The following is a 19806-nucleotide window of genomic DNA, read 5'->3' on the forward strand; positions in this document are numbered from 1 at the left end:
GGCCGCCCTGCGGCGCGTCGTAGATCGGATGCGTCAGCGGGCGGGGTGCAGGTACGGCTGGAGGTGGTGCAGCCGGGTGCGGTGGTCGGGGTGGGTGGAGAGCAGCCGGTTCAGGGCGCCGGGCTCGGTGAACGGCTTCCCGGTCGCGGCGAGCGCCGCCTGCTTCTCCTGTTCCTCCGCGGCCATCACCCCGTGCAGCATCTGGGCGAGCATCGGCGCGAAGCCGAGGGCGGCGGCGTGCTGGTCGGCGCGGAGTTCGGCCCGCCGGCCCACGGCCGCCATCAGGTAGGGCATCACGAGCAGGATCAGCGGCAGCCCGTAGGTGGCGGTGATCGTCGCGAAGCTGACCACGGCGACGACGATGACGAGGATGCCGGTGGCCACGTAGGAGAAGAAGCTCGTGATGCTGATGAGGACGACGGTCACCGCCCGGATCACCCGCCAGGCGATCCGGCCGGGCAGGGCGTACCACCAGCCCAGCAGTCCGGACCATGCGTGGCCGCCGGTGTGGTGGCCCAGCTCGTGAGCGAGTACGGCGGCCAGCTGGGACCGGGGCAGCCTGTCAAGGGCGTAGCGGGTCACGCCGACGATGTGCCCGGCGGCCGCGTAGGCGTTGAGGTGGTCGCTGTCCTCGATCCACAGCTCGTAACGGCCGCCGTCGACGCCGGCGCGGGCCGTGACCTCGCGCCACACAGGGGCGAGCGCGGCCAGCTCGTGGGGGAGCGGCCGTTGCAGGCGCAGCAGGTGACGGGCGAAGAAGTCCTCGCTGGGGCGGTGGAAGACGAGGGCGCCGGAGGCGGCCCAGAGGAGGGTCACGATCCAGTAGGGCAGGCCGGTCAGGGCCTCCAGGATGGTGGCGGCCAGCAGCACCACGATCAGGCTCATCAGGAACCCGGGGACGTGCAGGGCGAGCTGGCCGAACGCGGTGGCGTCGGCGCTGCGCTGCTGCGCCTTGAGGTGGACGCGGGTGCCGGGGGCGATCTGGTAGTCCAGGTCGTCCAGGGGCGCGGGCGGAGCGGGCCGCGCGGGAGCGGGTAACGGGGCCGGCGGCTGGGCCGTAGCCGGCTGGTGAGCGGGGTACGCGGGCGGCTGGGGCTGCGGGTGGGCCGTGGGGTAGGCCGGGGGCGGTGGGCTCTGCGGGTACACGGGCGGCTGCGGCTGCGGGTGCGCCGTCGGGTACGGCGGAGGTGGTGGGCTCTGCGGGTACGCAGGTGGTTGGGGCTGCGGGTGCGCCGTGGGGTACGGCGGAGGCGGCGGGCTCTGCGGGTGCTGGGGGGCCTGAGGAGGGTACGGCGGCGGGTTCTGCCCGTGCTGTGGGTACTGGGGGTTCTGCGGGTACTCGGGTGGCTGGTTCATCGTGATCCTTCGTGTTCGGGGACGTCAGCCGATGAGCAGGGCGGCGGGCAGCAGGACGGCGGCGGTGCAGAACGCGAACAGGCCGGTCCTGATCCACTGGTGCTTGCGGGCGGCGATCCGGCTGTTCTCCGCGAGCGCCGCCATGAGCGAGGCTGCGGGGTCGCGGTCGGTATCGGCGAGGGCCTCGGCGAGACGGCCCTGGCGGACCGCCGAGCGGATGTCGCCGAAGTACGAGAGCGGGGTGCCGGGATGCCACTCGGCGGCGCGGTAGCGGGGCAGCACCGCGAGCAGCAGGGCGGGCAGGGCCAGGGCCAGGGCGGTGGCCCCCGCCCACCAGACGGCCGTGCCCGGGGTGGAGAGCGAGTCCGGCCGCCAGCCCTTCCCGGCGAGGAGCGCGCTGATCACCCCGGCGGTCATCCCGAGGGCGCCGACGAGCACCGAGGCCTTGCTGTCGGCCCGGGCTATCTCGCCGCGCAGGTCGGTGAGCAGCCGGGTTGCGGCCTCCCCGCCGGGCGGGGTCGGGAGCGGGGGAGCGGTCATGGCTGCGGCCTTCCTTCGCCGGTCTCGGTCTCGGTCCCGGCCTCGGGGGCCGGTGGCGGCGGCTGTACGGGAGCGGTCCCGTACCCGGGCGGCGGCTCCCACTGGGAGAAGGTCGGCGGCGGCCCGAACTGCCCGGCCGGCGCCGGGGCCGGCTGCGCCGGAGGTCCTGCCGGGGGCTGGGCCCGGGGTACGCCCGGCGGCGGGCCCTGGGGTGCGAGCTGGCCCGGGTACTGGGGAGGGGCCGGCGGGGCCGGGTCGTGGGGCACGCCCGGGAGGCGCTGGTTCAGGATGTCGTTCATGGCCCGCAGTGCCAGCTGCTTGGGTCCCTGCAGCTCGTGCCGCTCGGCGCCGCCGTCGGCGAGCACCTGGCTGACCAGGCCCATCTGGTCCCGGATCATCTGGAGCTGGTCCTCGCGCATGGTCCGCATGACGAGGGCCGAGTCCTCGGGGTGCTGGGCCAGGTGCAGGGCCCACCCGTGCACCCCGCCCTGCTCCAGGTGCCACTGGTAGAAGGCGATCTTCTCGGCCTCGACGCGCTGGAGCTCGGCTTGCTGGCGGCTGAGCTCCATGCGCTGCTGGTGCTCCCACTGCTGCTGCTGGAGGGCGAGCTGGTGCTGCTGCCCGCCGTAGGCCAGCGCCCGTCCCGTCGTGAGCTCGTCCTGCAGGCGGGCCCGCTGGTCGAGCTGGACGTCGTACCGCATGCCGAGTTCCTCGGTGAGGATCTGCTCGGCGGTGCCGTGCTGGATGGCCTGCAGGCGCAGCTGGTGGTCGATGTTCTCCTGGTCGCGGCGCAGCCGGACGGTCCAGGAGGTCTGCAGCCCGCAGTCCCCGCCGAGCGGGCGGGCCTCGGGGAGCACCCGCAGCAGTTCCACCTCGGCCTGCGCGCTGTCGGCGATGGCGAAGCGCCGGGCGACTGGCCGCGCGGCCTGCTCCAGCTCGCCCAGCAGCAGCCGGGGCACGTCGCGCCGGCCGCTCGCCACGAACAGGGCGGGATCCGCCACCCGCCAGCTGATCTCCACGGCCACCACGAACTGGAGGGCGTCGTTGTCGCTGGGCAGTTCGATGTCCGCGCGGACGTGGTGGACTCCCGTGTCGACCTCGTACACCGCCGTGTAGCCCCGGGTGGAGCCGGGCCGGTGCGGAGGCAGGAAGGCGACGTACCCGCCCTTGGCGGTCGAGAAGACCAGGGCGTGGTCGATACGGGTCTGCAGCTTGCGGAACACCTCGAACCGCCCGAGCTGCTGGACGGTGATCACGGGGTCGATCAGCTGGGTGTGCCGGTCGGCGGGCTGTTCCCAGTCCGGGCGGCGGCGGGGATCGGACATCGTGCGGCTTCTCCTCGGTTCAGTGGGTCGGCAGAACGGTCAGCAGCCGCTCGGAGACGGCGGGTACCTCGCCGTGGACCCCGTGGCGCAGCAGGTGGGACAGCCGGTCCCGCTCGTTGGCAGAGGTGGCCAGGGCGGGCAGCAGAGCGGCGAGCGCCCATTCGGTGTCGCGGTCGCGGTCGGCGGCCACCACCCAGCCGTGCAGCAGGTCGAGGGCGTCGTCCCGGCCCCCGGGGCGGTCGAGGGCGGCCCGCCACAGGACGGCGATGCCCCGGGCGGACTCGGGCCTGGCCGTGGCGGCGCGGGCGTACCAGTCCAGGACCAGCGGGCGGCCGTGGGGCTCGTCCTCCTCGGTGTGCCCGCACGCGCGCAGGAAGCCGTCGAGCGCCAGGTCGATGGCGGCCCGGTCGTCGTCGCGGGTGCGCAGCAGCTCGTCGAGGACCTCGTCGCGCGCGTCGGAGAGCAGCAGCAGTTCGACGGACTGGGCGACTTCGGCCGGTGTCTCGTCGTCGTCCGCTTCGAGCGAGCGCACGGCCGCGCGCAGTGCCTCGACCGTCTCCGCCGGCCGCTCGTCGCCGATCAGGCCGTGGACGCGGATCGCGGCCCAGCGCAGCCGCGGGTGGCTCGTACCGTCGGCGCACCAGCGGTCGGTGATCCGCGGGATGTTCGGGGTGCCGATGACGTGGGCGAGCGCGAGGGCGTTGACGGCGCCGATCCGCAGCCACGGCCGGTCGGACAGGGCCCACTCCTCGATGACGAGGGCCATGGCGGAGGGCAGGTCGTGCAGGGCGAGGACGGCGACGGTGGACGCGGCCCGGGTGCGGACGAAGGACCGTCCGTCGGCGGCGAGCAGCCGCAGCCAGCCGACCAGCGCCGGGCGGGCGGAGGGGTGGCCGGTCCACACCTCGCGGAGCAGGACCGCCGCCGCGCGGTCGTCCTGGAAGGCCGCCATCGACTGGGTGACCGGACCCCACTCGGTCTGCTCCTCCTTCGGGTAGCGGACGGCGCGGGCCAGCTGGAGCCGCTTGGCGGGGTTGGTGCCGAAGACGGGGACGGCCGCCGGCCGGCCCGGGTCCTCGGTGCGCTGCAGGAGGCCGAACAGGAGGTCGCTGAGTTCGGCGGTGAGGGCGTACGGCCCCTTGTGGAAGGCGGCGAGGGCGACGAGGAAGGCCTTCTCCCGCAGGTGCAGGATCCCGTCCTGGTCCTCGAGCCACTCCTGGACCTGCTGCTCCAGGGCGCGCAGGGAGAAGGACTCGATCTCCGACGCGTCGCTGCCGGGGAGGGAGTGGCGCCCCAGTACGCCGGCGAACCGTGCGGCCTCGCGGAGCTGGGGGTGGCGGCTCAGGAAGTCGGTGACGGCCGGCAGGGCCATCAGCCGCCGCACCTCTTCCCCGTCCTCCACCCGGGCCCGCAGCGAGGAGCGCAGCACGGCCTCGGCGCCGGGCGGCTGCCACGGGTGGCCCGCGACGCCCTCCAGACGGGTGTGCGGACCGGCGGTGATCACCAGGAAGCTCTGCTCGTCGAGCTTGTCCCGGGCCGCCAGCAGGTGGGTGTCGCGCAGCGGCTGGTTCCGGGCGGTGATCGGGTCGCACAGCACGTACCCGCGCGCCTTCTCGCCGCCGAGCCGGTCGGCCAGCTCCTCGGGTGTCGTGCTCCGGTCCAGCGCGTGGACCGAAGGGGTGCGCAGGCGCTCCAGCAGCATGAGCGCGGCGGTGCGCCGACCGGTGGAGCGGGGTCCGGTGAGGACCAGGACGCGCTCCTTGCGGAGCCGGCCCAGCAGCTCCTGGAAGTTGCTGCCTTCGTCGGCGAATGCCTGGTCGAGGCCGGTGAGGGTGGCTCTGGGGACCTCGCCCGAGGCGTGCGCGGCGCCGCCGGGCGACAGGTTGTTCACGGTGATGCCGCCGTGGAAGGTGCCGCCGCTGATGCCGTGGTTGACGCCGCCGAAGACCCCGCCGCCGACGCCGCCCCGCATGGCGTCGGGGATGCCGCGCAGCAGGTCCCGGCGGGCGTCGTACGCGCTCTGGGGCTGCGCCTCCTCGGGAGCCGCGGCCGCCGGCTCGGCCGGGGTCTCCGCCGGGTCCGCCCCCTCGACCGGACCCGGGGCGTCCGACACCGGGGTGCTCATCGGCGGTCACCGCCGCCCAGCCGGATGTCGCCGTGGAAGGTGCCGCCGCTGATGCCGTGGTTGACGCCGCCGAACTGTCCGCCGTTGATCACCTGCGCAGGCCGGGCCGGGGCATCCGCCCCCGCCCCGGGCCCTGTCCCGGCGCCGGAGTTCCCCCCGGGCTCCGGCGCCAGGCCCCCCGCCGGCAGTGGTCCGTACAGCCACGCGGCCAGTGGGCCGTTCTTGCTGGGCATGGTGACCGGGCTGAATTCCTCGGCCGGGATGCCGGTGTGGTTGTGCCGCACGATGCCCGCGTACACCGGCTCCGAGACGCAGAGCGCGTAGTCGTCCGTGCGCTCGCGCAGGGCCTGCTTCAAGGGTTCGCCGTCCAGCAGGCGGCAGGCGTGGTTGAGGTCCGAGCCCACCCAGCCGTCGTACGCGTCGATCGCGACGTACCCGGTGGCGAGGACCGCCCGCAGCCGGATCTGCGCCGAAGCGGACGCCAGCCGGTTCACGGCGCGCAGTTGGGCGGGCACCTCGGTCAGCAAGGTCCGCAGCAGCGTGGTGAGCGGCGCGTTCGGGTCGATCAGCTCCATGATCGCGTCACCCCGGTCGGCGCGCAGCCGTAACGTCTGGTCGATCCCGGCGGCCAGCAGGGTCCGGTCGACGACGTCGTACAGCATCCGCCGGAGGAAGGCCTGCTGGACGTCGTCGCGGTCGCTGTACCGCTCGGTGTCGACCAGAAGGATGGTGCGGGGGAGTGGGTCGCTCATGATCGCCTCTCGTGGTGGATCCCTGCTGTGACAAGAGAGTGGGGCAGGCGGGCGCGGAGCCGTGAGGGCGGATGACGCACCCGGAGTGTGACGCCGTGCACTGAAGGACGGGCCGGAGGGCGCGCTCAGCCCTGGGCGGGCGGCAGAGCCTGGGCGATCCGCCGCAGGACGTCCGGCCGGACGATCACCAGGGTGCGGCGGCCCGTGATCACGACCCCGCGTTCGCGGAGCTCCCTGAGCTCGCGCTGGACCATCTCGCGGGAGGCCCCGACGGCTCCGGCGAGCTCTTCCTTGGTGAGCGGAACGGACAGCTCGACCCCGGTCGGGCCGGGGCGGCCGTGGGTGCGGGACAGGTCCAGGAGCAGGACCGCGAGGCGCTCGCGCACGCTCAACGAGGCGAACTCCAGGCGGCGCTGGTCGGCGGCCCGGGTGCGGTCGGAGGTGAGGGCGAGCAGCTGGAGGGCGGCCGCGGGACAGGCGGCGAGGAACGCGCGGAAGGAGTCGTGGTCGACGGCCACGGCCCGGACCGGCTCCAGCGCGGTCACGGTGGCGGACCGGACGCGCCGGGTCAGGGCGGCCGACTCGCCGAGGATGTCGCCGGGCCCGCGCAGGGCCAGCAGCGCCTGGTAGCCGTTGGGGGCGACGGCCGTCACCTTGGTCCAGCCGTGCAGGACCAGCAGGATGTGCGACGAGGGTTCGTGCTGGTGCATGAGCCGGTCGCGCGGTGCGAAGGCCAGCTCGCGGCCGAGCGCCCGTAACGCCGTGCCGTCCTCGTTCTCCAGCCGGGCCAGGAAGGGGACGCGGTCGTCCAGCCCTCCGTGGCCCGGGAGGTCTTGCCCTGCCATGCGGCCCCCCGATCCATCCGGGCGGTCAATGTACTGACCGGGGGCCCCACGTAGATCCGGAACCACGGGATTGATGCCGGATGAACACGGACAGTGCCGCTACGAGCTGGCTCCGCGGCGGCGCAGGCCGGTCACCGTGACGCCGATGAGGAGCATCAGGCCGAGCGCGCCGCCCGCCAGGCCCGGGGTGAGGCCCTTCGGGGTGAAGGTGCAGGAGACCTTGTCCGTGCCGGGGGACAGGGGGAGGGCTACCAGACCGTGGAAGTCGCGGACCGGGGCGGAGCACCGCCAGCCGGGGACGTCCGTCATCGCGAAGACCGCGGTGCCGGCGGCGCCCTGCGGCAGGGTGGCCTCGATGGTGTGGCCGCCGGCCTTGACCTCGGTGGCGCCGGTGGCCTTCAGACGGGCGACGGCCTGGTCGAGCGCGGCGCGGTCCAGGCAGCCGAGCGGGTGCTCGCCGGCGGTGGCGCCCTCGGTACGGGTCCTCACGGTGACGTCGACCCGGCCCGAGGCGGGCACCTTGCCCAGCGGGACCACCCCCGTCATCTGGTCCTCGAGGGGCCTGTCCGTACCGCCGGAGGCGAGGGTGCCGTAGAGCGCCGGGGAGTACCAGTAGGCCTCGGAGCCGGGGGTGCAGGTGGCGGCGTACGTCTGCTCGACGGCGCTGCCCCCGCGGGCGACCGGCGGGACCTGGTAGACGGTGGCGCCCAGGACGTTCTCCTGGCGGGCGTAGACGCTGTCCGCCGGGTGGGGCGAGGTGTACGGGGTGCTGCGCACCGTGACCAGGGGCGGCGCCGGGAACCTCGAGCCCGTCCAGGTGCCCGGGGCGGCGCCCGGGCGGACCCGCGCGCCGATCGAGAAGATCGCGTCGAGCACCGGGTTGTCGGCGCCGAAGAAGGTCCGGCCGTCGTTCTTGAAGCCGTAGCCGAGCGGCTCCAGCGCCCGGTACGTCGCCTCGGGGAGGTAGCTGCTGTAGTACTGCGGGCCCTCCGACCGGAGGGCGAGGGCGTCGTTGTACGAGGTCTGCGGCGCACCGGAGTCGGTCCGGTACGCGGGCCAGCCGTCCACCTCCCGGACGGCGGCGACGTGCTCGTTGATCGACTTGCTGGAGGTCGCCGCCGGCTTCGCCCAGCGCTCGCGGGCCCGGCGGGCGTCCGCGTTGGCCGCGGCCGCCGTGGACTCGGCGAAGACGACGCCGACCATCAGGACGGCCGCCACGGGCAGGAGCACGCGGCGCTTCTCGCCCAGCGCGAGCAGGATCAGGGCCAGCAGGGACACGGCCCCGCCGCCGAGCACGGCCGGCCAGGTCCAGCCGCCGAAGTCGTCGGTGTGCCGCAGCAGGAAGGTGGCCGCCACCAGCAGCGCGGCGGCCAGGGCCAAGTGCAGCGGGCGCGGCCGGGCGGCCAGCGCCAGCCAGGCCAGGACGACGACCATCCCGCTGAAGACGAAGGCCTCGCGGTACGGGTTGCCGTTCGGCACCGCCAGCCCGTGCCACGCGTACTGCGTGGGCGGGAACTGGAACGAGACGGCGACGAGCAGGGTCGCGGCCGCCCACACCAGGCGGGTCTTCTTCGCGATGGCGGTGTTGAACAGGAAGGTGCCGGCCAGGATCAGGCCGAGCGAGGCGACGTAGAGGCGCGGGCGGCCGCCCCACAGGTGGGTGGCCGGGAGCAGGCCCGCGAGGAAGATCTCGATCCGGACCGGGTCGAAGGCGGCGGCCCGGGTGGGCTGCGCCGAGCCGCTGGACAGGAAGGACGGCAGCAGCAGGGGGAGCGTGAGCAGGATGCCGGTGGCGGCGGCCGTCGCCGCCCGCCACAGCGCGCGCAGCCGCTGCGCGCCCGTCATGTCGAAGGTGATCAGGCGGATGGCGAGCAGCACGCAGGCGGCCATCGTCGCCATCATCGCGGTGTAGAAGTTGCCGTACCAGGCGAGCGCGACGAGCAGGGCCGCGCCCGGCCAGCGGCGCCCCTCCAGACACCACTCCACGGCGATGCCGAGCATCGGGAGGGCGACCAGGCCCCACAGCCACATGGGGATGTACGAGGCGTCGCTGAGCGCCCAGCCGCACAGGCCGTAGCAGGCGCCGAGGACGCCGCGCTGCCACCAGGGGCCGGGGTGCAGCCTGCCGAGGTACACCGTCATCAGGGCGGCGGCGGTGCCCATCGTGATCGGGGTGACCGCGAAGACCGCGAGGTCGACGTGGGCGCGCGGGACCAGGACGGCCAGCCACGAGAAGGGGTTGCCGAGGTAGGTGTGGTAGTCGGACAGGAACTGCTGTCCGAAGCCGCCGCGCCAGGTGAAGAGCAGGTCCCCGGCGGCCTGCCCGTGGACCAGGTCCCACAGGGCGCGGTGGAAGGGCACGTACTGGTTGGCCTGGTCGTTGATGGCCCGGCCGGTGTTGCCGAAGGGGAAGGTGCCGCGCGCCACCCAGGCCGCGCAGCAGGCTCCCGAGGCGATGAGGAAGGCGAGCAGCGGCCCGTACAGCCGGGTGAGGCGGGGACGCCCGCGGCGGCGGGGCGAGGAGAGGTCGTGGCCACTGTCGTGGGGCGGGCTGTCCGCCGTCATCGGCTCCGAGGTGACCGTCCCCAATGTCCCGCTCCCTGGTGGTCGTGCCGTTTGGGATGAATCGCTCGGCAGTTTAGTTCGCCGGACCGGTGGCGGGCCGCCGGTGGGATGCCGGGCCGGGATCCCCGCCGGCCGCGCGCCGGGTCCCGCGCCGGGTTTCGCGGAGCCGCTCGTACGGGCCTGACCTGGCCGTCCGTACCACGCGCCTACCACATCCGCGAGTCGGCAGCGCCGCGCGGGGGTGTCGCCCATGCGGCGCACGGGTCGTGCGGATCTACGGGCCCGCGCGCCCGGGCTTTTGTTTTGACCGGAGTGGATGCGGTAGGTACGCTCAGACCTTGTGCCTGGGGTGTGCCTGGGCTCCCGTGCGTGTCCATCAACCGCGCAGGAGCCGAATCAGCCACCGCGATCCATGCGTTTCCGTGCTTGCGCGGAGGTCCGCCGGATCCGACACACCCGACCGCGTGGGTCGGCAAATGTTCCAGGTTAGCTTCACTACACGGCACACAGAAACCGGAGAAGTAGTGCCTACGATCCAGCAGCTGGTCCGTAAGGGCCGGCAGGACAAGGTCGAGAAGACAAAGACCCCCGCGCTTGAGGCTTCGCCCCAGCGTCGCGGCGTCTGCACACGTGTGTTCACGACCACCCCGAAGAAGCCGAACTCGGCGCTGCGTAAGGTCGCGCGTGTGCGTCTGACCTCTGGCATCGAGGTCACCGCTTACATTCCGGGTGAGGGACACAACCTGCAGGAGCACTCGATCGTGCTCGTGCGTGGTGGCCGTGTGAAGGACCTGCCGGGTGTTCGTTACAAGATCATCCGCGGTGCGCTTGACACCCAGGCTGTCAAGAACCGCAAGCAGGCCCGCAGCCGCTACGGCGCCAAGAAGGAGAAGTAAGAATGCCTCGTAAGGGCCCCGCCCCGAAGCGCCCGGTCATCATCGACCCGGTCTACGCATCTCCTCTGGTGACGTCGCTCATCAACAAGATCCTGCTGAACGGCAAGCGCTCCACCGCCGAGCGCATCGTCTACGGCGCCATGGAAGGCCTCCGCGAGAAGACCGGCAACGACCCGGTCATCACGCTGAAGCGCGCGCTGGAGAACGTCAAGCCGTCCCTCGAGGTCAAGTCCCGCCGTGTCGGTGGCGCGACCTACCAGGTCCCCGTCGAGGTCAAGCCGGGTCGCCAGTCGACCCTGGCCCTCCGCTGGCTCGTGGGTTACTCCCGCGCCCGCCGTGAGAAGACCATGACCGAGCGCCTCATGAACGAGCTGCTCGACGCCTCCAACGGTCTTGGCGCTGCTGTCAAGAAGCGCGAGGACACGCACAAGATGGCCGAGTCCAACAAGGCCTTCGCGCACTACCGCTGGTAGTCCCAACCCACATCGAGACCGAGAGAAGACTGAGCCGATATGGCTACCACTTCGCTTGACCTGGCCAAGGTGCGCAACATCGGCATCATGGCTCACATCGACGCGGGCAAGACGACCACCACCGAGCGCATCCTGTTCTACACCGGTGTGTCTTACAAGATCGGTGAAGTCCACGACGGCGCTGCCACGATGGACTGGATGGAGCAGGAGCAGGAGCGCGGCATCACGATCACGTCCGCCGCGACGACCTGCCACTGGCCGCTCGAGGACGTCGACCACACCATCAACATCATCGACACCCCGGGTCACGTTGACTTCACGGTCGAGGTGGAGCGTTCGCTCCGCGTCCTCGACGGTGCCGTCACCGTGTTCGACGGTGTCGCCGGTGTGGAGCCGCAGTCCGAGACCGTTTGGCGTCAGGCGGACCGCTACGGCGTCCCGCGCATCTGCTTCGTCAACAAGCTGGACCGCACCGGCGCCGAGTTCCACCGCTGCGTCGACATGATCAAGGACCGCCTCGGCGCGGTTCCGATCGTCATGCAGCTCCCGATCGGCGCCGAGATGGACTTCCAGGGCGTTGTCGACCTGGTCACCATGAAGGCGTTCGTCTGGTCCGCCGAGGCGACCAAGGGCGAGATGTACGACATCGTCGACATCCCGGCCACGCACACCGAGGCTGCTGAAGAGTGGCGCGGCAAGCTGGTCGAGACCGTCGCCGAGAACGACGACGAGATCATGGAGCTGTTCCTGGAGGGCAACGAGCCCTCCGTCGAGCAGCTGCACGCCGCCGTCCGTCGCATCATCCTCGGCTCCGGCAAGGGCAAGGGCGAGCCCACGATCACCGCGGTGTTCTGTGGCACGGCGTTCAAGAACAAGGGCGTTCAGCCCCTGCTCGACGCCGTCGTCCGCTACCTGCCGTCGCCGCTGGACATCGAGGCCATCGAGGGCCACGACGTCCGCGACGCCGAGGTGGTCGTGAAGCGCAAGCCGTCCGACGAGGAGCCCCTCGCCGCGCTCGCGTTCAAGATCATGAGCGACCCGCACCTCGGCAAGCTCACCTTCGTCCGGGTTTATTCGGGCCGCCTGGAGGCCGGCACTGCGGTGCTGAACTCCGTCAAGGGCAAGAAGGAGCGCATCGGCAAGATCTACCGCATGCACGCGAACAAGCGTGAGGAGATCGCGTCGGTGGGCGCCGGTGACATCGTCGCCGTCATGGGCCTGAAGCAGACCACCACCGGTGAGACGCTGTGTGACGACAAGGCACCCGTGATCCTGGAGTCCATGGACTTCCCGGCTCCGGTCATCCAGGTCGCCATCGAGCCCAAGTCCAAGGGTGACCAGGAGAAGCTGGGTGTCGCCATCCAGCGTCTCGCGGAGGAGGACCCCTCCTTCCACGTTCACTCGGACGAGGAGACCGGCCAGACCATCCTCGGCGGTATGGGCGAGCTGCACCTCGAGGTGCTGGTCGACCGTATGAAGCGCGAGTTCAAGGTCGAGGCCAACGTCGGCAAGCCGCAGGTCGCGTACCGCGAGACGATCCGCAAGGCCGTCGAGCGTCACGACTACACCCACAAGAAGCAGACCGGTGGTACCGGTCAGTTCGCCAAGGTGCAGATCGCGATCGAGCCCATCACCGAGACCGACGGTCCGGCGTACGAGTTCGTGAACAAGGTCACCGGTGGACGCGTCCCGAAGGAGTACATCCCTTCGGTCGACGCCGGTGCGCAGGAGGCCATGCAGTTCGGCATCCTGGCCGGCTACGAGATGACGGGCGTTCGCGTCACGCTTCTCGACGGTGGCTACCACGAGGTCGACTCCTCCGAGCTCGCGTTCAAGATCGCCGGTTCGCAGGCCTTCAAGGAGGCCGCGCGCAAGGCTTCTCCCGTGCTCCTTGAGCCGATGATGGCCGTCGAGGTCACCACGCCCGAGGACTACATGGGTGACGTCATCGGCGACATCAACTCCCGCCGTGGCCAGATCCAGGCCATGGAGGAGCGTCACGGCGCTCGCGTCGTCAAGGGCCTCGTGCCGCTTTCGGAGATGTTCGGCTACGTCGGAGACCTCCGCAGCAAGACCTCGGGTCGCGCCAGCTACTCGATGCAGTTCGACTCCTACGCCGAGGTTCCCCGGAACGTCGCCGAGGAGATCATCGCGAAGGCCAAGGGCGAGTAACTCTTCCGAGTTCACGCTTTAGGCTTGCCACCGGAACCTCGGGGCAGCAGGAGTACCCCTCCTGCTGCCCCGGGGGACCGGCTATCCAGCAAAGATCACCTGGCGCCGATCTGTAAGGCGTACAGAACCACTCTCAGGAGGACCCCCGTGGCGAAGGCGAAGTTCGAGCGGACTAAGCCGCACGTCAACATCGGCACCATCGGTCACATTGACCACGGTAAGACGACCCTCACGGCCGCCATTACCAAGGTGCTGCACGACAAGTACCCGGACCTGAACGCGGCCTCGGCCTTCGATCAGATCGACAAGGCTCCTGAGGAGCGCCAGCGCGGTATCACCATCTCGATCGCGCACGTCGAGTACCAGACCGAGGCGCGTCACTACGCCCACGTCGACTGCCCGGGTCACGCGGACTACATCAAGAACATGATCACCGGTGCCGCGCAGATGGACGGCGCGATCCTCGTGGTCGCCGCCACCGACGGCCCGATGCCGCAGACCAAGGAGCACGTGCTCCTGGCCCGCCAGGTCGGCGTTCCGTACATCGTCGTCGCCCTGAACAAGGCCGACATGGTGGACGACGAGGAGATCCTGGAGCTCGTCGAGCTCGAGGTCCGTGAGCTCCTCTCCGAGTACGACTTCCCGGGCGACGACCTGCCGGTCGTCCGCGTCTCCGCGCTGAAGGCGCTCGAGGGCGACAAGGAGTGGGGCGACAAGCTCATCGGCCTCATGGACGCCGTCGACGAGGCCATCCCGACCCCGCCGCGTGACACCGAGATGCCGTTCCTCATGCCCGTCGAGGACGTCTTCACGATCACCGGTCGCGGTACGGTCGTCACCGGCCGTATCGAGCGTGGTGTCCTGAAGGTCAACGAGACCGTCGACATCATCGGTATCAAGGAAGAGAAGACCACCACCACGGTCACCGGTATCGAGATGTTCCGCAAGCTCCTCGACGAGGGCCAGGCGGGCGAGAACGTCGGTCTGCTCCTCCGTGGCATCAAGCGCGAGGACGTCGAGCGCGGCCAGGTCATCATCAAGCCCGGTTCGGTCACCCCGCACACCGAGTTCGAGGCCCAGGCCTACATCCTGTCGAAGGACGAGGGTGGCCGTCACACCCCCTTCTTCAACAACTACCGTCCGCAGTTCTACTTCCGTACCACGGACGTCACGGGTGTCGTCACCCTGCCGGCCGGCACGGAGATGGTCATGCCGGGCGACAACACCGAGATGACGGTCGCGCTGATCCAGCCGGTCGCCATGGAGGAGGGCCTGAAGTTCGCCATCCGTGAGGGTGGTCGTACCGTGGGCGCCGGCCAGGTCACCAAGATCACGAAGTAATTCGTGCTCTGACCTGGTAGCTCGCTGAAGCGGGCACCAAGTTGCACTGAAGGGCCCCGTCCCACCGCTCCGGCGGAGGGACGGGGCCCTTCGGCGTTCATCCCTTCGGGCGCGCACCGGATGCCTTCCGGTCCGCGACGGGCGAGGCTGCGGTCAAGGCAGATACCGACGAACGCACAGACGAGGACCGAGCCATGTTCGAACGAGGCGGCGCCCAGCTCCGGCATGCCGGCGTCATCACCGGGGCGGCCCTGCTGCTCGCGGCCACGGCCACGGCCTGTTCGGCCGGCAAGACCACCACGGGCACGCTCGCGTTCCGCGCCCACGACTCCCCGATCGAGGTGACGTACTCGAACACTCCCGTCCAGGGCTGCCACGAGATCCGTCTGCCGCACGGCGCGGCCCATGTGGAGAACAACAGCCTGGTCGACGTGATCATGTACCGGACACCGAAGTGCCAGAAGGTCGACGGAGCCGACGGGATCTACATCCCGGTCCGCACGTCGAACGTGACGGCGCCCAGGAGCCTGCCCTGGCGCAGCTTCTCCGTCGTCCACTGAACGCTTCCGCCGCGGGACGACCGAGGGCCGCACCCCGGAAACGGGGTGCGGCCCTCAGTGGCAGAGGCGCCGGGTCAGCTCACGCGGAGCGACTCGGTGAACTCCTTGCAGACGGCGTAGTCGGGCAGCAGCCCGGACGCGATCGCGTCGGCCAGCGACGGGGCGGCCTCGTCGCGGGCCGACAGCAGCGGGACGTCGGCCGGCCACTCGATGCCGAGGTCGGCGTCGAGCGGGTGAACCGAGTGCTCGCCGGTCGGGTTGTACGTCTCCGAGCAGAGGTACGAAAGCGTGGCGTCGTCGCTCAGCGCGCAGAAGCCGTGGCCCAGGCCCTCGGGGATGTAGACCGCGCGGCGGTCCACGTCGTCGAGGCGGACGCCTTCCCACTTCCCGAAGGTGGGGGAGCCGACCCGCAGGTCGACGATGACGTCGAGCACGGCGCCGCGCACGCAGGTCACGTACTTGGCCTGGCCGCGCGGGACGTCGGCGAAGTGGATGCCGCGGACGACGCCCGCGGAGGAGACCGACATGTTCGCCTGCGCCAGGTTCAGCGGGTGGCCGACCACCTCGGCGAGCCGGTCGAAGCGGTACCACTCGGTGAACAGGCCGCGGGGGTCGCCGTGCAGCTGCGGGGTGACCTCGAAGGCGCCCTCGATGGAGAGCTCGCGGAACTTCATCGCGCGGCCTCCTCGTCGAGCAGGGCCAGCAGGTAGGTGCCGTAACCGCTCTTGGTGAGGGGCTCCGCGAGCGCGCGCAGCTGCGCGGAATCGATCAGGCCGGCCCGCCAGGCCGCCTCCTCGATGCAGCCGATCTTGAAGCCCTGGCGCTCCTCGATGACCCGGACGAACTCGGAGGCCTGCACCATCGACACGAAGGTGCCGGTGTCCAGCCACGCGGTGCCCCGGTCGAGGATGGTGACGTTCAGTTCGCCGGCCTGGAGGTACGCGTCGTTGACCGCGGTGATCTCCAGCTCGCCGCGGGCGCTGGGCTTCAGGCCGCGGGCGATCTCGACGACCTGGTTGTCGTAGAAGTACAGGCCCGGCACCGCGTAGCGGGACTTGGGCTTGACCGGCTTCTCCTCGATGGAGATGGCCTGGCCCTTCTCGTCGAACTCCACCACGCCGTACGCCGTCGGGTCCGCCACCGGGTACGCGAACACCCGGCCGCCCTTGGCGTCGGTGTGCTGGGCCAGGCGCGTGCCGAGGCCGCTGCCGTGGAAGATGTTGTCGCCGAGGATGAGCGCGACGGACTCGTCGCCGATGAAGTCGGCGCCGAGGACGAAGGCCTGGGCGATGCCCTCGGGACGCTCCTGGACGGCGTACTCCAGCCGCAGGCCGAACTGCGAACCGTCGCCGAGCAGCCGCTCGAACTGGTCGCGGTCTTCCGGAGTGGTGATGATCAGAATTTCGCTGATACCCGCCATCACCAGGGTGGAGAGGGGGTAATAGATCATCGGCTTGTCGAAGACGGGCAGCAGCTGCTTCGAAACGGCCCGGGTCAACGGCCAGAGTCGCGATCCGGTGCCACCGGCCAAAAGGATTCCACGCATGGGTGAACCCTATGCGAGAGCGTGCGGGGGAGCCGAGCCAAGGGAATGTGACGTTCGGCGGGCCGCTAGACTCTTCGTATTATGCGCATCCTCGTGACCGGCGGCGCCGGCTTCATCGGTTCAGAATTCGTCCGCCAGCAGCTCGGTGCAGATGCCTCGGCGCAGATCACTGTCTTCGACAAGCTGACGTACTCGGGCGTAGAGGCCAACCTCGCCCCGGTCGCGGACCACCCCGGATACACCTTCGTCAAGGGCGACATCTGCGACGCCGAGGCCGTCGACCAGGTGATGGCCGGCCACGACGTCGTCGTGCACTTCGCCGCCGAGTCCCACGTGGACCGCTCGATCGCCGGTGCGGGCCCCTTCGTGCTGACCAACGTGGTGGGCACCCAGGTCCTGCTGGACGCCGCGCGCAAGCACGGCGTCGGCCGCTTCGTCCACATCTCCACGGACGAGGTCTACGGCTCGATCACCGAGGGCTCCTGGACGGAGGAGTGGCCGCTGGTGCCGAACTCCCCGTACTCCGCCTCCAAGGCGTCGTCCGACCTGCTGGCGCTGGCCTACCACCGCACCCACGGCATGGACGTGGTGGTCACCCGCTGCTCCAACAACTACGGGCACTACCAGTTCCCGGAGAAGGTCATCCCGCTGTTCGTCTCCAACCTGATGGACGGCACGAAGGTCCCGCTGTACGGCAACGGCGGCAACGTGCGCGACTGGCTGCACGTCTCCGACCACTGCCGCGGCATCGACCTGGCCATGCGCAAGGGCCGCGCCGGCGAGGTCTACAACATCGGCGGCGGCACCGAGCTCACCAACAAGGAGCTCACCGGCGTCCTGCTCGAGGCCGCGGGCCTCGGCTGGGACATGGTCGAGCACGTCGAGGACCGCAAGGGCCACGACCTGCGCTACTCCATCGACATCAGCAAGATCGGCGCCGAGCTCGGCTACGCCCCGCAGGTCACCTTCGAGGACGGCATCAAGGCCACGATCGAGTGGTACCGCGAGAACCGTGCCTGGTGGGAGCCCCTCAAGGTGAAGGCAGCCCTGCAGAAGTGACCGCCTACCCCGTGGCCACGCGCTGGCTCGTCACCGGCGCCGCCGGGATGCTCGGCCAGGACGTCCTGGCCGTCCTGAAGCGCTCCGGCATCGAGGCCGTCGGCCTGGGCCGGGCCGACCTCGACATCACCGACCCGGCAGCCGTCCGGGCCGCCGTCGAGGGCGCCTCCGTGGTCGTCAACTGCGCCGCCTGGACCGACGTGGACGGCGCGGAGACGGCCGAAGAGGCCGCCACCGCCGTCAACGGCACCGGCGTACGCGTCCTCGCCGAGGCCTGCGCCGCGGCCCACGTCCGCCTGCTGCACGTGTCCACCGACTACGTGCTGCCCGGCGACGCCGCGCAGCCGTACCGCGAGGACGCCGAGACCGGCCCGGTCAACGCGTACGGACGCACCAAGCTGGTCGGCGAGCAGGCCGTCGCCGAGCTGCTGCCGCAGGACGGCTACGTCGTGCGCACCGCGTGGCTGTACGGGGAGCACGGCCCGAACTTCGTCGCCACCATGCTGAAGCTGGCCGCGCAGCGCGACACCCTGGACGTCGTCGACGACCAGCACGGCCAGCCCACCTGGTCGTACGCGCTCGCCCGCCGCCTCGTCGAGCTGGGCCAGGCCGCGCTGAAGGGCCACGCCATGGGCGGCGTCTACCACGGCACCGCCAGCGGCCGGACCACCTGGATGGGGCTGGCCCGCGAGGCCTACCGGCTCAGCGGCCTCGACCCGGAGCGGATCCGTCCGACCACCTCCGAGGCCTTCGTGCGCCCCGCCGTCCGCCCGGCCTTCAGCGTGCTCGCGCACGACCGCTGGGCCGAAGCGGGCCTGGCGCCCCTCGCCGACTGGCGGGAACAGCTCGCCGAGGCCCTCGGCACTCCGGTCTTCACCGCACTGGCCGCCCAGGCCCGGGACGGCCGAGCGGGATGAGAACCCTGCTGACCAAGCTGACCGCGGCGCTGCCGCCGGGCACCGTCGCGGTGGCCGGCGGCACCGTCGTGCTCGGCGCGGCCTCCTACGTCCACCTGGGCGTGGCCGGTCACAGCCTGTCCGAGGCGGGCTATGCGAACGTGTCGGTGCTCTGGACGATCGTGATGTCCATCGGCATCGGGGTGTTCTTCCCCATGGAGCAGGAGCTCACCCGGATCGTCTCCGCCCGTGTGGTCCTGGGCCAGGGCGCGGCCCCGGTGCTGCGCCGGGCCGCCCTGCTCACCGCGGGCATCCTCGGCGTGACCCTGCTCCTCCTCGGTCTCGGCACCCGTCCCATCGCGGACCTGCTGTTCCACGGCGACCGAGGCCTGGTGGCCGCGCTCGGCGGTGCCTTCACGGGCATGGCCGTCTGCTACCTCACCCGCGGCGTGCTGGCCGGCCTCGGCCGGTTCGGTGCGTACGGAACCCAGCTCGCCGTCGACGGCGGCCTGCGGATCGTGCTCGCCTTCGGCTGCGCGGTGTCCGGGCTGCAGTCGGCGCTGGCGTTCAGCCTCATCCTGGCCGTCGCGCCGATCGTCGCGACCCTGGTGACGCTGCCCGCCCTGCTGCGCGCGGTCGGGCCCGGCGAGCCGATCGCCTGGCGGGACGTGTGCAACGGGCTGGGCCTGCTGGTCTGCGCGACCCTGCTGTCCCAGGTGGTCGTCAACGCGGCCGTCATGAGCACCAAGTTGCTGGCACCCGCCGACAGCGCGCTGATCGCGTCGCTGATGAGCGCGACGGTTCTGGCGCGGGTGCCGCTCTTCGTCTTCGGCTCGCTCCAGGCCTCGCTGCTCAGCGGCCTGACCGCCGCCTTCACAGCCGGCGACCGGGTCGCCTTCTGGGCGATGCTGCGCCGGATCGGCATGGTCGTCGGAGCGCTCGGACTGCTCGGCGGCGTCCCCGCCACCCTCCTCGGCCCCTGGCTCATCGAGGTGCTCTTCGGCATCGAGGAACCGGTGCTGGGCAGCCTCGACTTCTTCCTGCTGTCCGCCGGCACCGTGGCGTACATGTTCGCGATGGTTCTCGGACAGGCGCTCATGGTATTCAAGCGGCACAACCTGCAGCTGCTCTGCTGGGTCCTCGGTACCGCGGTCCTGGCGGGCATCACGCTGGTCCCCGGCGACGTGGACGTACGCGTGATCGTTGCCTACGCACTCGGCTCCCTGGCCACCGTGCTCGCTATGCTGGCAGCGCTGAGGCTGAGCTTCCCCGGCGCGGCCGCGGCCGCCACCGAAGGTGCCGGGCAGGGGGCCGACACAGGCAGCCTGGGCGTAGGTGCGGTCGGAAGATAGCCA

At 71.2% G+C, this 19806-nt stretch carries 17 protein-coding genes; 8 read left to right on the forward strand and 9 right to left on the reverse strand.

Annotated elements, in window-relative coordinates; all coding sequences use genetic code 11:
- Nucleotides 1-33 precede the first annotated feature (33 nt).
- From ACIPUC_RS26610 to ACIPUC_RS26640, 7 genes are all read right to left on the reverse strand, one after another.
- Entirely contained in the window at nucleotides 34-1146 is a 1113-nt protein-coding gene (locus tag ACIPUC_RS26610; protein WP_446592693.1) for a M48 family metalloprotease, read from the reverse strand.
- Between the two features lie 234 nt (nucleotides 1147-1380).
- Nucleotides 1381-1896 carry a Pycsar system effector family protein gene (locus ACIPUC_RS26615; protein ID WP_446592695.1) on the reverse strand — a complete coding sequence of 172 codons (516 nt, stop codon included), beginning with the start codon at nucleotides 1894-1896 and terminating at the stop codon, nucleotides 1381-1383.
- Entirely contained in the window at nucleotides 1893-3221 is a 1329-nt protein-coding gene (locus tag ACIPUC_RS26620; protein WP_446592696.1) for a hypothetical protein, read from the reverse strand. The genes ACIPUC_RS26615 and ACIPUC_RS26620 overlap by 4 nt, the downstream gene beginning before the upstream one ends.
- A 19-nt stretch (nucleotides 3222-3240) precedes the next feature.
- Entirely contained in the window at nucleotides 3241-5346 is a 2106-nt protein-coding gene (locus ACIPUC_RS26625) for a hypothetical protein (protein ID WP_446592698.1), read from the reverse strand.
- Nucleotides 5343-6098 carry a hypothetical protein gene (locus tag ACIPUC_RS26630; RefSeq protein WP_446592699.1) on the reverse strand — a complete coding sequence of 252 codons (756 nt, stop codon included), beginning with the start codon at nucleotides 6096-6098 and terminating at the stop codon, nucleotides 5343-5345. Before ACIPUC_RS26630 ends, ACIPUC_RS26625 begins: the two co-directional genes overlap by 4 nt.
- Before the next feature lie 125 nt (nucleotides 6099-6223).
- Nucleotides 6224-6943 carry a Crp/Fnr family transcriptional regulator gene (locus ACIPUC_RS26635; protein ID WP_446592700.1) on the reverse strand — a complete coding sequence of 240 codons (720 nt, stop codon included), beginning with the start codon at nucleotides 6941-6943 and terminating at the stop codon, nucleotides 6224-6226.
- A gap of 99 nt (nucleotides 6944-7042) precedes the next feature.
- Entirely contained in the window at nucleotides 7043-9508 is a 2466-nt protein-coding gene (locus ACIPUC_RS26640; RefSeq protein WP_446592702.1) for a YfhO family protein, read from the reverse strand.
- Nucleotides 9509-10032: 524 nt separating this feature from the next.
- Here ACIPUC_RS26640 and rpsL point away from each other — a divergent pair.
- The 5 genes from rpsL (at nucleotide 10033) to ACIPUC_RS26665 (ending at nucleotide 14950) form a co-directional block, all read left to right on the forward strand.
- A complete protein-coding gene (gene rpsL, locus ACIPUC_RS26645) occupies nucleotides 10033-10404 on the forward strand; it encodes a 30S ribosomal protein S12 (RefSeq protein WP_007265893.1) in 372 nt (123 codons plus the stop codon).
- A 2-nt stretch (nucleotides 10405-10406) separates the two neighbouring features.
- Nucleotides 10407-10877, forward strand: a complete 471-nt coding sequence (rpsG, locus tag ACIPUC_RS26650) for a 30S ribosomal protein S7 (RefSeq protein WP_007265894.1) — start codon at nucleotides 10407-10409, stop codon at nucleotides 10875-10877.
- Between the two features lie 39 nt (nucleotides 10878-10916).
- Nucleotides 10917-13049, forward strand: a complete 2133-nt coding sequence (gene fusA, locus ACIPUC_RS26655) for an elongation factor G (protein ID WP_446592704.1) — start codon at nucleotides 10917-10919, stop codon at nucleotides 13047-13049.
- Nucleotides 13050-13196: 147 nt separating this feature from the next.
- Complete coding sequence (gene tuf, locus ACIPUC_RS26660) at nucleotides 13197-14390, forward strand: elongation factor Tu (RefSeq protein ID WP_362301459.1); 1194 nt, start codon at nucleotides 13197-13199, stop codon at nucleotides 14388-14390.
- Nucleotides 14391-14584: 194 nt separating this feature from the next.
- A complete protein-coding gene (locus ACIPUC_RS26665) occupies nucleotides 14585-14950 on the forward strand; it encodes a hypothetical protein (protein WP_446592705.1) in 366 nt (121 codons plus the stop codon).
- A gap of 74 nt (nucleotides 14951-15024) precedes the next feature.
- Here ACIPUC_RS26665 and rfbC read toward each other — a convergent pair whose 3' ends face one another.
- Nucleotides 15025-15624 carry a dTDP-4-dehydrorhamnose 3,5-epimerase gene (gene rfbC / locus ACIPUC_RS26670; protein WP_446592706.1) on the reverse strand — a complete coding sequence of 200 codons (600 nt, stop codon included), beginning with the start codon at nucleotides 15622-15624 and terminating at the stop codon, nucleotides 15025-15027.
- Nucleotides 15621-16496: a glucose-1-phosphate thymidylyltransferase RfbA gene (gene rfbA / locus ACIPUC_RS26675; RefSeq protein ID WP_446592708.1), complete on the reverse strand. Its 876-nt coding sequence runs from the start codon at nucleotides 16494-16496 to the stop codon at nucleotides 15621-15623. The genes rfbC and rfbA overlap by 4 nt, the downstream gene beginning before the upstream one ends.
- A gap of 81 nt (nucleotides 16497-16577) precedes the next feature.
- Here rfbA and rfbB point away from each other — a divergent pair, with 81 nt between their 5' ends.
- Genes rfbB through ACIPUC_RS26690 form a run of 3 tightly spaced genes read left to right on the forward strand, consistent with a single transcriptional unit; the run spans nucleotide 16578 to nucleotide 19803 of the window.
- Nucleotides 16578-17555, forward strand: coding sequence for a dTDP-glucose 4,6-dehydratase (rfbB, locus tag ACIPUC_RS26680; RefSeq protein WP_446592709.1), 978 nt, complete (start codon nucleotides 16578-16580; stop codon nucleotides 17553-17555).
- Between the two features lie 47 nt (nucleotides 17556-17602).
- Nucleotides 17603-18472 (forward strand): dTDP-4-dehydrorhamnose reductase, encoded by an 870-nt coding sequence (gene rfbD / locus ACIPUC_RS26685; protein WP_446593047.1) that lies wholly within the window; start codon nucleotides 17603-17605, stop codon nucleotides 18470-18472.
- Nucleotides 18469-19803, forward strand: coding sequence for a hypothetical protein (locus ACIPUC_RS26690; RefSeq protein WP_446592711.1), 1335 nt, complete (start codon nucleotides 18469-18471; stop codon nucleotides 19801-19803). Before rfbD ends, ACIPUC_RS26690 begins: the two co-directional genes overlap by 4 nt.
- Nucleotides 19804-19806 lie beyond the last annotated feature (3 nt).

The sequence above is a fragment of the Streptomyces sp. LARHCF249 genome, assembly GCF_052871255.1.

What these genes read in the sequence shown, in the direction of transcription:
- ACIPUC_RS26615 (WP_446592695.1), bottom strand. Translation starts at nt 1,896, where the DNA reads ATGACCGCTCCCCCGCTCCCGACCCCGCCCGGCGGGGAGGCCGCAACC.
- ACIPUC_RS26620 (WP_446592696.1), bottom strand. Translation starts at nt 3,221, where the DNA reads ATGTCCGATCCCCGCCGCCGCCCGGACTGGGAACAGCCCGCCGACCGG.
- ACIPUC_RS26625 (WP_446592698.1), bottom strand. Translation starts at nt 5,346, where the DNA reads ATGAGCACCCCGGTGTCGGACGCCCCGGGTCCGGTCGAGGGGGCGGAC.
- ACIPUC_RS26630 (WP_446592699.1), bottom strand. Translation starts at nt 6,098, where the DNA reads ATGAGCGACCCACTCCCCCGCACCATCCTTCTGGTCGACACCGAGCGG.
- ACIPUC_RS26635 (WP_446592700.1), bottom strand. Translation starts at nt 6,943, where the DNA reads ATGGCAGGGCAAGACCTCCCGGGCCACGGAGGGCTGGACGACCGCGTC.
- ACIPUC_RS26640 (WP_446592702.1), bottom strand. Translation starts at nt 9,508, where the DNA reads ATGACGGCGGACAGCCCGCCCCACGACAGTGGCCACGACCTCTCCTCG.
- rpsG (WP_007265894.1), top strand. Translation starts at nt 10,407, where the DNA reads ATGCCTCGTAAGGGCCCCGCCCCGAAGCGCCCGGTCATCATCGACCCG.
- fusA (WP_446592704.1), top strand. Translation starts at nt 10,917, where the DNA reads ATGGCTACCACTTCGCTTGACCTGGCCAAGGTGCGCAACATCGGCATC.
- ACIPUC_RS26665 (WP_446592705.1), top strand. Translation starts at nt 14,585, where the DNA reads ATGTTCGAACGAGGCGGCGCCCAGCTCCGGCATGCCGGCGTCATCACC.
- rfbC (WP_446592706.1), bottom strand. Translation starts at nt 15,624, where the DNA reads ATGAAGTTCCGCGAGCTCTCCATCGAGGGCGCCTTCGAGGTCACCCCG.
- rfbA (WP_446592708.1), bottom strand. Translation starts at nt 16,496, where the DNA reads ATGCGTGGAATCCTTTTGGCCGGTGGCACCGGATCGCGACTCTGGCCG.
- rfbB (WP_446592709.1), top strand. Translation starts at nt 16,578, where the DNA reads ATGCGCATCCTCGTGACCGGCGGCGCCGGCTTCATCGGTTCAGAATTC.
- rfbD (WP_446593047.1), top strand. Translation starts at nt 17,603, where the DNA reads ATGCTCGGCCAGGACGTCCTGGCCGTCCTGAAGCGCTCCGGCATCGAG.
- ACIPUC_RS26690 (WP_446592711.1), top strand. Translation starts at nt 18,469, where the DNA reads ATGAGAACCCTGCTGACCAAGCTGACCGCGGCGCTGCCGCCGGGCACC.